Here is a 12479-nt window from a genome sequence, read left to right as displayed (position 1 = left end):
AGTTCGATTTATTCAACAAAGCTCTCAGCAAAAGTTCGATTTATTCAACAAAGCCCTTTTCTGTCTGTCCGTTTCCTTGCGGACTCAACATCCGCAGCCACCGCCGGGACGTTTGTCTCGCTCACCCGGCCACTGACGCTCCCCTGCGGGGAACGCCAGCGTTTTCCTCTCTCTTTCCCCGTCGCCGGTTAGCGGAACGGCGGTTCGTTGAAGGTGCGTAGCTTACGCGAGTGCATGTGATCCCCCTCGGCGCGCAGCAGGTCGATGGCCCGAATGCCGATCTGCAGATGCTCAGAGATGGCCCCCTCATAAAAGCGGTTGGCCTGACCGGGGAGCTTGATCTCACCGTGCAGCGGCTTGTCCGAGACGCAGAGCAGCGTGCCGTAGGGGACGCGGAAGCGATAACCCTGGGCGGCGATGGTCGCGCTCTCCATATCGATAGCCACCGCGCGGCTGAGATTAAAGCGCAGCGCGGAAGCGGAATAGCGCAGCTCCCAGTTACGGTCGTCGGTGGTGACCACCGTCCCGGTACGCAGCCGCTGCTTCACTTCCTCGCCCGGCATCCCGCTCACCTGCTTGGTGGCGTCGTACAGGGCGCGCTGCACTTCGGCAATGCTGGGGATGGGAATATCCGGCGGTAGCACCGCATCCAGTACATGGTCGTCGCGCAGATAGGCGTGGGCCAGCACATAGTCGCCGATGGCCTGGCTTTCACGCAGGCCGCCGCAGTGGCCTATCATCAGCCAGACATCCGGGCGCAGCACTGCCAGGTGGTCGCAGATGGTTTTGGCGTTGGCCGGGCCGACGCCAATGTTAATCAGGGTGATCCCTTTGCCATCGTGGGTGATCAGATGCCAGGCCGGCATCTGGTGCTTCTTCCACGCCAGATCGGAAATGGCCTGCTCCGGCGCTTCGGTTTCGGCGGTGATCCAGATCCCGCCGGCGCAGGAGAGGGCGATATAGGGGCTGTCAGGATCGAGGATCTGGCTGCAGCCCCAGCTGACAAACTCATCCACGTAGCGGGTATAGTTGGTGAACAGCACGTAGGGCTGGAAGTGTTCCGCCGGGGTGCCGGTATAGTGCCGCAGACGCGCCAGCGAAAAATCGACGCGCCGCGCGTCAAAGTGCGACAGCGGATAGAACTCGGTAGGATGGAACAGGCCGTCCGCGGTCTCATCGCCAATCTGCGACAGCTCGGTGGTGGGGAAATAGCGCGTCAGACCGGCGCTCATCGAACGGTCAAGGGTCAGGGTGGAACCGTCTATCACGTAAGGGTAGGGGATTTCATGCTGCGACAGCTCGACGCTAATATGGGCGCCATAGTCCTGATACAGCAGGGTCAGCTGTTCGAGTAAATAGTGGCGGAACAGTTTCGGGTTGGTGATAGTGGTGGTATAGCACCCGGCATGGGTGAAACGTCCCCAGGCGCGCGTTTTAAGGGCTTTATGATCGGCGCCGTCCCAGGAGACCGACAGCTGCGGATAGACAAAAAGGCCTTCCGCGCGGGCTTCGGTATCAGGGAGCGTATGATGGTCAATATAGTCGCCGATGGCTTTGCGCAACGCCGTGACCGAGGCTTCATAACGCGCTTCCAGCTCGGCAAGCGCTTGTTCCGGGGTCAGACTGCGGCCTTGTTATTCATGATTCGCTCCTTGTTTCAGGTCTGCTGACATTCCCGATAGTATGTCACAGCGGGAAAAGGGCGAAGGGGAATTTATCTGTCAGTTGCGAAGATACTCAGCTCAATACCGGCACAGGGGCCGGACTCGATTTATTTGCCGGCGTTTGCCCAGCGCGCGCTGCTATAATGGCTGGCGTTGCGGATCTTCAATGTTTGCGTCGGATTATTATTCAGACAATAGCGCGCATCGGCCAGCGGTGTGAGTTTATCCCCTTCCCGCAGGCGGAGGCGACAGGCTTCAATCTCAGCGATCATCTCCAGTGCGCCGCTCTGGAGCACGACGCGGCAGGGGCTGGACGGAGAATTATCCTGGACTTTTTTTACCCACCACTCCATCTGTTTTTTTCCTCTCCTGGTGACACATCCGCCGATAATTCATGTTTCTTAAAAATCTGACAATAAGATTATCCCGCTGGTTTATGCAGTGTTTAAAAACAGGCGACCAAACGTTGATCTCAGCGGTAGGTTTTTTTTCGCCGGCAGGGAATGATCTGCCGGGTTTAATTTGCCGGAAGCGATGACTATGCTGAAAAGCAGACCGTGAGAAGCGCTTGTCAGGAATAGGGCAGAACGCGTTCGGCTACGCGATAAATATCAGAGAGAGCGTTATGAAGCATCTATTACGACACTGGCGAACGTCGGGCGCCGTTATCGGCTCACTGCTGAAAAAAGGGAGCATTGCGGTGCTGGCGCTGCTGGTGGTGTTTCTCGCCGGACGGATCTATGAGTCGCAGCGCGGCCCGGCGCTGCATCGCTGGCATACCTGGCGCGGCAATGAGATGGCGGCCAAAGAGATCGACCAGGCGACCTTTGCCCAATATCTGGCGCGGGAGAAGACCATTTTCGCCGATCTCCAGCGCGAGGTGACGGATGCTTTACCGGAGGAAGATAAAACCCCCGTCAACCGCTTTTATCGCCACAGCCGCGTCTGGCCGGGACAGTTTACGCAGGACTGGAACCGTTCTTTTATACTGTTGCCGCAGGGCAAGCCGCGCGGCAGCGTGGTGCTGCTCCATGGCCTGACCGATTCGCCCTACAGCGTGCGCTATCTGGCGCAACTCTGGCGGCAGCGGGGCTATGTGGCGGTGGCGCCGCGTTTGCCGGGCCACGGCACCGCGCCGGGGGCGTTAACCGCCGTTGACTGGGAGACCTGGCTGGCGGCAACGCGTCTGGCGGTGCGGGAAGCGACGCGCCTGGCAGGGGCGGACGTGCCGCTGCATCTGGTCGGCTACTCTAACGGCGGCGCGCTGGCGCTCAAGTATGCCCTCGATAGCCTGGAGGACAGCCACTTGCGCCAGCCGCAGCAGATTATCCTGTTGTCGCCGATGATCGGCGTGACGGCGTTTGCCCGTTTCGCCGGTCTCGCCGGGCTGCCGTCCATCTTCCCGGCGTTTGCCCGCGCGGCCTGGCTGAACGTGGCGCCTGAGTTTAATCCGTTCAAGTACAACTCGTTTCCGGTAAAAGCGGCGAGACAGTCCTGGCTGTTGAGCCAGGCGCTGCAGCAGCAGATTATTCGCGCGTCCCGTCAGGGGGCGCTGAAAGCGCTGCCGCCGGTCCTCACCTTTCAGTCGGTAATGGATTCCACCGTCAGCACCCGGGCGGTGGTGGAGTCCCTGTATCGCTACCTGCCGGACAACGGCAGCGAGCTGGTGGTGTTCGACATAAATCAGGCGGCGGATCTCCGGGTCCTGTTCCGTCCCGCGCTCTATGCGGCGGTGAATACGCTGTTGCCGCCGGCGCCGCGGGCCTATACCACGACGGTGGTGACCAACGCGACGGCGCACACCCTGCAGACCATCGCCCGTACCACGCTGGCGCAGGAACGGGAAGAGCATCGTTATCCTTTACACCTTGCCTGGCCGGCGGATATGTACTCCCTGTCGCATGTGGCAGTGCCGTTTCCCCTGAGCGACTCGCTGTATGGTCGTGAGCCGGACGAGAAGAACCGCTACGGCATTAGCCTGGGCACCATTTCACTGCGCGGAGAGACCGGGACGCTGAGCGTGGGGCTGGAGACGTTAATGCGCGTCACCTCCAATCCTTTCTTTCCGTGGATGCTGGCCCGCGTCGATGAGTATATCGCCTGCGGCGAGCAGGCGGCGGTGGTGGCCTGCCTGAAGGCGCAGGCCAGCGCGGAGGCGTTAAAAGAGGATCAGGTGCAGGACGGTGCGCAGCAGAATGCCGACGATCGCCGCGGGAGCCACGAAGCGAAACAGGCGGACAAACCGTGAGCTGATGCCGAGGAAAATACCGATTCCGGGCAGATCGAAGGTCTGGATCAGCAGGCCTGCCGAGGCGTTGACCTGGCTGACGGTGACTTTGCCCTGCTGGATCAGCTCGGAAATGACGCCAAAATAAGCGGTGCCCCCGGCGACGTACTTCACCAGCGCCGGTAGCACAAAGTTCTGCGGAATATGCAGCCAGCCGAGCACCGGTTTCAGCAGCTGCTGTAGGAGGTCGATGACGCCTGCGCCCTGCAGCAGTCCGACGATGGTTAACGACAGGATCAGCATCGGCACCGCGCCGAGCGCCAGGCGGATGGCGTCGGAGCCGGCGCTGTTGATCACCGCCAGAATGCCCTGACTGTTCTGCTCGGCGTTGGGCAGCGCTTCCGCGCGAGGGTTCTCGGCGACCGATAGGCGCCGTCCGGTGACGTGCCAGGCGACCGCCGCCGCGCACAGGCCGCCGACCACTGAGATAACGATCGAGGCCAGCCAGTGCAGGCCGAAAGGGGTGAGGGGATAAAAGACGTTGCCTTGCCCCATGGCGAAGACCATGGCCAGGGTGGCGGCCATTTGCCGGTCAGAAACGCCGCATTTGTCCATAATCGACAGCGTGGCCAGCGGGGCGGCGAAGCTGACAAAGTTAATCTGGATCAGGGCGAAGGCGCTCATCCCGGTTAAGCCGAAGGGCTTCAGCAATGGCGCAACCCAGCGCACAATCACATCGAGGATGCCGCGGACCTCCAGATATTTCATGATAATCAGCATGATCACCATGATCGGCAACAGCGTATACAGCGCGACGTCAACGGACGATTTGCCCGCCGCCATAATGATGCTTATGACATCCATTTACGTTCTTTACCACTCGCAAAGCCATTCGTTCGCGTCATCATAATCCCGTGGGGAAGGAAATGATATGTCAGGATCGCCCCGGGGACCGGCGCCGTGGGGCGCCGGGAGGAGAGGATTACCGGCCGATGTTGACCAGCGTGCGGCCATGAATATTGTTGCTGAGGAAATCTGCGGCATACGCTGGCGCCTGCTCCAGCGTGATTTCCGTGGCTGCCTGTTGGTAGTAGCTTTCCGGCAGCAGCTGGGCCAGACGCTGCCACACCGCGTCGCGTTCTGCGGTGGGCACCATCACCGAATCCACCCCCTGCAGACGCACATTGCGCAGAATAAACGGCATCACGGTGGTTGGCAGATCGAAGCCCCCGGCCAGACCGCAGGCGGCGACGCAGCCGCGATAGTGCGTTTGCGCCAGCACTTTGGCCAGCATCGTGCCGCCAACGGTATCCACCGCGCCCGCCCACAGCTGTTTCTCCAGCGGGCGGGTCTCTGCAAAGTCGCTGCGCGGCAGGATGGCGTCGGCCCCGAGCTGGCGAAGGTAGTCGTGCGTCGACTCGCGGCCCGATACGGCCGTCACCCGGTAGCCGAGCGCTTTCAGCAGTACCACGGCGGTGCTGCCGACCCCGCCGCTGGCGCCGGTGACCAGGATATCACCGCTTTCCGGGGTGATGCCCGCGCTGACGAGGGCATCGACGCACAGCATCGCGGTGAAGCCGGCGGTGCCGATGATCATCGCCTGGCGCGCGCTGAGCGCCTCCGGCAGGGCAACCAGCCAGTCGCCTTTGACACAGGCCTCGGTGGCCAGACCGCCCCAGTGGTTTTCGCCCACGCCCCAGCCGGTGAGGATCACGGCCTGGCCGGGAACAAAGCGCGGATCGCGGCTTTCACTTACCCGGCCGGCAAAATCAATCCCCGGCACCATCGGGAACTGGCGGATGATTTTGCCTTTGCCGGTGATCGCCAGGGCATCTTTATAGTTGAGACTCGACCAGTCGATGGCGACCCGCACGTCGCCTTCGGTAAGGGCGGGCAGGTCAATCGCTTTGACGTCGGCCACGGTGCGGTTGTCAATCTGGTCCAGAACTAATGCTTTCATGACTGAGTATTCCTCGTCTGAAGGGAGTTATCGGCGCTATCGCCGTCCTGTGCAGGTGTTATTGCCATCATAGTGTGCGCAAAGAAATCCCAGTACTGGTTAAGGGGAGCGGCGGACTGGACCAGCCTGGCGCGCATCACCGCGCCTTCCCAGCCGATCCAGAACACCTGGGCCAGCGCCTCCGGCGAGGTGTCGCTGGCGATCGTCCCGGCAGCTCGCGCCTCGTGCAGGCAGCGGGCCACGCGCGCCTCCCATGCCGCCAGGATGGTCTGCAACCGCTGGGGAAATGCCTCGGGCAACAGGGGAGCTTCCTGCAGCAGGTTGCCTACCAGGCAGCCGCGACGAAACTGGTATTTCTCCATTCCCTGACCGGCATCACGCACGAAGGCCGCCATCCGTTCCAGCGGCGGCATGGCGTCGTCCAGCAGGAATTTATCTAATTTATGCGCAAAGTAGTCGCCATAGGCGGCAAGCACGGCGAGGCCAAAGGCCTCCTTGCTTTTGAAACAGTGGTAAAACGACCCCTTCGGCACGGCGATGTTCTTGATCACCGCATCAATACCCGCCGCGAGATAGCCCGTTTCGGTCAGCACCTCCAGGCCCGAGCGAATCAGCGCCTGTCGCGTGTCGACAAACTGGCGATCGGCCTTTGGCGGTCGGCCGCGGCGGGGCTTCTGGTTGGCGGAGGTAGCGGGATTCATCATTTAGACCGTATGGTTTAATTGTTTGTCAGGGTACCCCCAATCCCGGTGGGGGGCAAGCCATGTAAGGCAGAGAAGGGCGGGATTTCGAGGCAGTCAGCTTATGAAGGCGACGCGGATTATCATCAATTATTAATGCGTGGTTCTCCGCGCGGCTGCTGCAGAGAATATCAATCCGCTGACCATATATCTCTCTGGTCGCCACGGAATGATAAGGATGAATGGTAGCGATTATATTGCCGGGCTGGCGATGATTGGCAGACCCTGGCGGATTGACAACACCGGCCTGATAAAACACATTGTCCCCCCTGAAGGGGCGCCGGTTGCCAGCTCAGTTTAAATAAAAACGCCGCAAGACAGGAAAGCCTGTCCTTTATTATCGGCGTCTGGATAAATAACCCGCCGCCGAAACCACACCTGCGAAAAAGGAATAACAGCCTGATGTACAGAATGAATATTGCCGTCAAAGGAGGGGATGAATGTCGCTAATCGCTATTGTGCTGGTCTTTATGATGGCCATCGTGGTGACGGTGTTCATTTCCCATCTTCTGCCCGTTAAAGTGCCGCTGCCGCTGATCCAGATCGCCGCGGGCGCCGCGCTGGCCGCCGGTGGTTTTCAGGTCGATTTCGATCCGCACATCTTTTTGCTGTTGTTTATCCCGCCGCTGCTTTTCCTCGATGGCTGGCGGATCCCGAAAGACGCGTTTTTCCGCGATATGAAGCCGATTCTGTCGCTGGCGATAGGCCTGGTGATGGTCACTATCCTCGGCATTGGCCTGTTTATTCACTGGCTTATTCCGGCGATCACCGTGGCGGCGGGGTTTGCCCTGGCGGCGATTCTGTCACCCACCGATCCGGTGGCGGTATCGGCAATGACCGCCAGCTCGCCGCTGCCTTCCCGGATGGCGCATATCCTCGAAGGGGAATCGCTGTTAAACGATGCTTCGGGCCTCGTCGCTTTTAATTTCGCCATCGCCGCGGTGCTGACCGGCAGCTTCTCCCCGGGAGAGGCGGTGATGAAGTTTTTCCTGATGGCGTTCGGGGGCATCCTCAGTGGGCTCGTGGTGGTGTGGGTCACCGGCAAATGTAATAACTTTCTGGTGCGGCGCACCCGCGAGGAGCCGGCCATCCAGATCCTGATCAGCCTGCTTATCCCCTTCGCCGCCTACCTGCTGGCCGAGGCGTTCCAAGTCTCCGGCATTCTTGCCGCCGTCGCCGCCGGCATTGCGATGCACTATGAACAGCTGTCGGGGCCCCGGCTACCCGCGACGCGCATGAAAAGCAGCGCGGTGTGGTCCATGCTGCAGACTACCCTCAACGGGATGATCTTCCTGATGCTGGGCGAGCAGTTGCCCCGCATGCTCAGGACGTTGCCGGCGGTAGCCAGCCAGGCCGGCGTCCCTTCGCCCTGGTATCTGCTGCTGTACGCCGTGGCCATCACCCTCGCGCTCGGTCTGATGCGTTTCGCCTGGGTATGGCTGTCGATGACGTTGACCATTTTTCGCCGCAAACGCCGGGGCAAAGCCATCACCGTCCGTCCGCGATTCAGCATCCTCGCCGTCATGGCGCTGGCGGGGGTCAAAGGCTCCGTGACGCTCGCCGGTATTCTGACGCTGCCGGCGGTGCTGGCGGATGGTTCACCATTCCCGGGCCGCGAACTGCTGATCTTTCTCTCAATGGCGGTGATCCTGATGTCGCTGGTGGTGGCGGCTATCGGTCTGCCGTTCATGACCCGCTATCTTGCCGATGATTTACCCCATGACACCGGCAAAGACGATATTGGCGCCGTCATGACCGAAGTGGCTATCAACCGGCTGAATGCGCTACTCGACGAGCCGGTGGAGGATCCGACTGAGCAGGCCCTGCGTGCTGATGCCGGCAATATGCTGCTGGAAACCTACCAGCGGCGGCTGCACTATAACGACAATGACGAAGGGCAGGACGTCGGGCTGGAGCTGGCTAAGCGCGCCAGGCTGGAGAAATATATGCAAAGAGAGGTCATTATCGCCCAGCGTCAGGAGCTGTTCCGGCTGCGTCGCGCCCACAACATTAGCGATATCACCTTTTATGAGGTGCTGCGAGAGATAGACCTGAAGGAAGAGAGCTTGCGCTAGGGGCGCCATCGCCGGAGGGGGGATCCTTCGCCTTCCGGCAGCGCGGCTGGCGCGGAAAAGCAAAAAGCCTGCTCGAAAGCAGGCTTTTTAAATTTGGCTCCTCTGACTGGACTCGAACCAGTGACATACGGATTAACAGTCCGCCGTTCTACCGACTGAACTACAGAGGAATCGTGTGAACGGGGCGCATATTAACGATGCCACCCGGCCTTGTCAAAGCCTGATTCAAAGAATTGCGTTCGACTGCTGACAATTTCAGCAACCCCCGCGCATGCGCTGTTTTTTTCACCAGATTGCACCGTTGTAGTGCGAATGTACCCCTAATGGGGCATACCACAATCTGCTTACCGGGCAAATAAAAACCGGATTGCTATCACTATCCCTTATAACACCGCCTGTGGCGGGCAACGGCAGCGGAAATGAAAAGCTGGCAAGCAAATTGCACAACCAGTTTCATCATACTTCCAGCGTTGACGCTGGCGTTCCTTACAGGAGGCAAAATGAACTTAAGACGACTGAAATATTTTGTGAAAATCGTCGATATCGGCAGTCTGACCCAGGCCGCTGAAGTCTTGCACATCGCCCAACCGGCCCTCAGCCAGCAGGTCGCGACCCTGGAAGGTGAAATGGACCAGCAGCTTCTGATACGCACCAAGCGAGGGGTCACGCCAACGGAAGCCGGTAAAATCCTTTATACCCATGCGCGGACCATTCTGCGCCAGTGTGAGCAGGCGCAGCTGGCGGTCAATAACGTCGGCCAGACGCTGCGTGGCCAGGTCTCGATCGGCCTGGCGCCGGGCACAGCGGCCTCCGCCATTACCATGCCGTTGCTGCAGACGGTGCGTAATGAGCTGCCCGAGGTGATGGTCTATCTGCAGGAGAGCAGCGGCACTGCGCTGAATGACAAGCTGCTGGCGGGCCAGCTGGATATGGCGGTGCTGTATGAGCGTTCGCCGGTGGCCGGCATCGTCAGCCAGCCGCTGCTGAAAGAAGACCTCTACCTGGTCGGCACCCGCGACTGCCCGGGGCAGAGCGTGGACCTCACGGCGGTGGCGGAGATGAACCTGTTCCTGCCGCGAGATTACAGCGCGGTACGGGCGCGGGTCACCGAGGCGTTCACCCTGCGTCGTCTGTCGGCGAAAATTATCGGCGAGATCGAATCCATTACCACCCTGACCGCGGCCATCGCCAGCGGCATGGGGGCGACGGTCCTGCCGGAATCCGCTGCCCGCTCCCTGTGCGGCGCGGCGAACGGCTGGATGGCGCGGATTAGCACGCCGTCAATGAGCCTGTCGCTGTCGCTGAACATGTCGGCGCGCGGCGGTTTGTCGCCGCAGGCGCAGGCGGTGAAGGAGATCCTGCTGTCTCTGGTGAGCCGTCCGTCGCTGGAGAACCGCGAACTGCAGCTGGTTAGTTAAGCTATATTCTCTTAAGGAATAAGTTGCTGGTTTTTATTATTTGTTACCCGGGACAACAGACTTTAACAATAGCAGATACGTTAAGTCCATTGGCCCGGAGGAAAGGGTGAACTTCCAGCAACTGAAAATTATCCGTGAGGCGGCCCGTCAGGATTACAACCTGACGGAAGTCGCGAATATGCTCTATACCTCGCAGTCAGGCGTCAGCCGCCATATCCGGGAACTGGAAGAGGAGCTGGGGATTGAGATCTTTATCCGTCGCGGCAAACGCCTGTTAGGCATGACCGAGCCGGGTAAAGCGCTGTTATCCATTGCTGAGCGGATCCTCAATGAAGCCAGCAACGTCCGGCGGCTGGCGGATCTCTTCACTAACGATGCCTCCGGCGTCTTAACCATCGCCACCACCCATACCCAGGCGCGCTACAGCCTGCCCCCGGTGATTAAAGCTTTCCGCGAGCTGTTCTCCGACGTTCGCGTCGAGCTGGTGCAGGGCACCCCGCAGGAAATCGAAGCGCTGCTGCATAACGGCGGGGCGGATATCGGCATCGCCAGCGAGCGTCTGAGCAACGACCCGACGCTGGCGGCTTTCCCCTGGTTCCGCTGGCATCACAGCCTGCTGGTACCCAAAGAGCATCCCCTGACCCAGGTGTCTCCTCTGACGCTGGAGGCGATTGCCCGTTGGCCGTTAATCACCTATCGCCAGGGGATCACCGGCCGTTCGCGGATCGATGAGGCCTTCAACCGCAAAGGGCTGATGCCGGATATTGTGCTGAGCGCCCAGGATTCCGATGTGATCAAGACCTACGTCGAGCTGGGGCTGGGCGTCGGGCTGGTTGCCGAGCAGTCCGGGGATGCCCGCGAAGCGGACACCTTTACGCGGCTCGATACCCGCCATCTGTTTGATGCCAATACCGTATGGCTGGGACTGAAGCGGGGTCAGCTGCAGCGTAATTACGTCTGGCGCTTTATCGAATTGTGCAATGCCGGACTGTCGCTGGATGAGATCAAGCGCCAGGCGATGGAGCCGGAAGAGGCCGCTATCGACTATCAGATTTAAGGAAATGCTGGCCAGCGGATCGGGGAGAGGAAATGCCGCTATAATTCACACACGAGAGTCGCGACTGAGGAAGGGAAAATGACGATGCGGCGTGTGACATTACTCTGTTCGGCGCTGATGCTGTTCGCCAGCCACAGCGCGCTGGCCGTCAGCTATCCGCTGCCGCCGGAGGGGAGCCGTCTGGTGGGCAGCGCTTTTACCATTGCCGTGCCGGAGAACAACACTCAACCACTGGAAAGCTTTGCCGCCCAGTACGGCCAGGGGTTGAGCAATATGCTGGAGGCTAACCCCGGCGTCGATGTCTATTTGCCGCACTCCGGTTCGACGCTGACCATTCCGCAGCAGCTGATCCTGCCTGACACCGTGCGTGAGGGGATCGTTATCAACGTCGCCGAGATGCGCCTCTATTATTACCCGCCGCTGGGCAATAGCGTGGAAGTCCTGCCAATCGGCATTGGCCAGGCGGGACGCGAAACGCCGCGTAACTGGGTGACGGCGGTAGAGCGCAAGCAGGAAGGGCCCACCTGGGTACCGACCGCCAATACCCGCCGTGAATATGCGAAAGAGGGCAAAACCCTGCCGGCGATGGTGCCGCCCGGCCCCGATAATCCGATGGGGCTGTATGCGATCTATATCGGCAGGCTGTACGCCATCCACGGCACCAATGCCAACTTTGGCATCGGGCTGCGCGTCAGCCAGGGATGCATCCGCCTGCGCAATGACGACATTAAATTCCTGTTTGATAACGTACCGGTGGGGACGCGCGTCCAGCTGATCGATCAGCCGGTGAAGTACACCGTGGAACCGGATGGCAGCCACTGGCTGGAGGTGCACGAGCCGCTGTCGCGCAACCGGGCGGAATTTGAATCCGACAGAAAAGTCCCCTTGCCGATGACCTCGGCGCTGCGCGAATTTACTCAGGGGCCGGGAGTGAGTCCTTCGCAGGCCGAGCAAACCCTGCAGCGCCGCTCCGGCATGCCGGTGAATATCAGCGCCACAGCGGCGCAGGGGAGTTTGTAGCGGGTCGTTTAGTCTGATTAACGGCTATTGAAAGAAGGCTCTTTTGCTGTCGATGTATTCAACGTTGTTGGGGATAAGGATCGGGAAACCGATCCTTAACTTATCAACAGTGGCGGTGATGGCGTGTTAATGAGGGCGCCAGGAGAGGCTCAGGCGGAGATGATAAAGTCTGCAAATATATCTATGGACTTAATATTGTTACTGAGGATCTTTTTTTTGGCTGCCATTGTCCATGAAAGCGAATATCCCCGTTATGATAGCCAATATCCAGAATATAATACTGATGAGTGCTGCAGAATCCCTATTGTCAAAACACGC

Annotated in this window: 11 protein-coding genes, 1 tRNA gene and 1 pseudogene; 7 read left to right on the top strand and 6 right to left on the bottom strand. The window is 59.9% G+C overall.

What is annotated here, in order from left to right:
* The coding region (locus ABLV54_RS26795) for a hypothetical protein (RefSeq protein ID WP_348814260.1) at positions 1–192 on the top strand (192 nt) is incomplete at its 5' end.
* On the opposite strand, the gene ABLV54_RS26790 is transcribed toward ABLV54_RS26795, so the two are convergent.
* Both ABLV54_RS26790 and pmrD read right to left on the bottom strand, forming a co-directional pair.
* Positions 189–1622, bottom strand: a complete 1434-nt coding sequence (locus ABLV54_RS26790) for an AMP nucleosidase (RefSeq protein ID WP_248860825.1) — start codon at positions 1620–1622, stop codon at positions 189–191. The genes ABLV54_RS26795 and ABLV54_RS26790 overlap by 4 nt on opposite strands.
* A gap of 149 nt (positions 1623–1771) precedes the next feature.
* A complete protein-coding gene (pmrD, locus tag ABLV54_RS26785) occupies positions 1772–2017 on the bottom strand; it encodes a signal transduction protein PmrD (RefSeq protein ID WP_032453423.1) in 246 nt (81 codons plus the stop codon).
* 272 nt (positions 2018–2289) lie between these two features.
* Here pmrD and ABLV54_RS26780 point away from each other — a divergent pair, with 272 nt between their 5' ends.
* Entirely contained in the window at positions 2290–3912 is a 1623-nt protein-coding gene (locus ABLV54_RS26780; RefSeq protein WP_248860781.1) for an alpha/beta hydrolase, read from the top strand.
* On the opposite strand, the gene ABLV54_RS26775 is transcribed toward ABLV54_RS26780, so the two are convergent.
* The 3 genes and pseudogenes from ABLV54_RS26775 to ABLV54_RS26765 form a co-directional block, all read right to left on the bottom strand.
* Positions 3823–4755 carry a nucleoside recognition domain-containing protein gene (locus ABLV54_RS26775; RefSeq protein WP_348814259.1) on the bottom strand — a complete coding sequence of 311 codons (933 nt, stop codon included), beginning with the start codon at positions 4753–4755 and terminating at the stop codon, positions 3823–3825. The two genes, ABLV54_RS26780 and ABLV54_RS26775, sit on opposite strands and share 90 nt — an antisense overlap.
* 118 nt (positions 4756–4873) lie before the next feature.
* A complete protein-coding gene (locus ABLV54_RS26770; RefSeq protein ID WP_248860826.1) occupies positions 4874–5788 on the bottom strand; it encodes an MDR family oxidoreductase in 915 nt (304 codons plus the stop codon).
* A pseudogene (locus tag ABLV54_RS26765) lies at positions 5727–6552 on the bottom strand (TetR/AcrR family transcriptional regulator). Before ABLV54_RS26765 ends, ABLV54_RS26770 begins: the two are co-directional and overlap by 62 nt.
* 217 nt (positions 6553–6769) lie before the next feature.
* On the opposite strand from ABLV54_RS26765, the gene ABLV54_RS26760 reads away from it, so the two are divergent.
* Together ABLV54_RS26760 and ABLV54_RS26755 are read left to right on the top strand one after the other, a co-directional pair.
* A complete protein-coding gene (locus tag ABLV54_RS26760; protein WP_256204754.1) occupies positions 6770–6892 on the top strand; it encodes a hypothetical protein in 123 nt (40 codons plus the stop codon).
* Between the two features lie 139 nt (positions 6893–7031).
* Entirely contained in the window at positions 7032–8666 is a 1635-nt protein-coding gene (locus ABLV54_RS26755) for a Na+/H+ antiporter (RefSeq protein ID WP_205425530.1), read from the top strand.
* 94 nt (positions 8667–8760) lie between these two features.
* On the opposite strand, the gene ABLV54_RS26750 is transcribed toward ABLV54_RS26755, so the two are convergent.
* Positions 8761–8836, bottom strand: a tRNA-Asn gene (locus ABLV54_RS26750).
* Between the two features lie 330 nt (positions 8837–9166).
* On the opposite strand from ABLV54_RS26750, the gene nac reads away from it, so the two are divergent.
* The 3 genes from nac (at position 9167) to ldtA (ending at position 12161) form a co-directional block, all read left to right on the top strand.
* On the top strand, positions 9167–10084 hold the full coding sequence (gene nac, locus ABLV54_RS26745; protein WP_004203498.1) for a nitrogen assimilation transcriptional regulator NAC: 918 nt from the start codon (positions 9167–9169) through the stop codon (positions 10082–10084).
* A gap of 106 nt (positions 10085–10190) precedes the next feature.
* Positions 10191–11141, top strand: coding sequence for an HTH-type transcriptional regulator Cbl (cbl, locus tag ABLV54_RS26740; protein ID WP_023287797.1), 951 nt, complete (start codon positions 10191–10193; stop codon positions 11139–11141).
* Positions 11142–11219: 78 nt separating this feature from the next.
* On the top strand, positions 11220–12161 hold the full coding sequence (gene ldtA / locus ABLV54_RS26735; protein WP_023290298.1) for a L,D-transpeptidase: 942 nt from the start codon (positions 11220–11222) through the stop codon (positions 12159–12161).
* The last annotated feature ends 318 nt before the right edge of the window (positions 12162–12479 follow it).

This window comes from Klebsiella sp. JB_Kp042 (assembly GCF_040065275.1).
Taxonomy (GTDB): domain Bacteria; phylum Pseudomonadota; class Gammaproteobacteria; order Enterobacterales; family Enterobacteriaceae; genus Klebsiella; species Klebsiella quasipneumoniae.
This window is presented reverse-complemented; position numbering and strand designations above follow the sequence as displayed.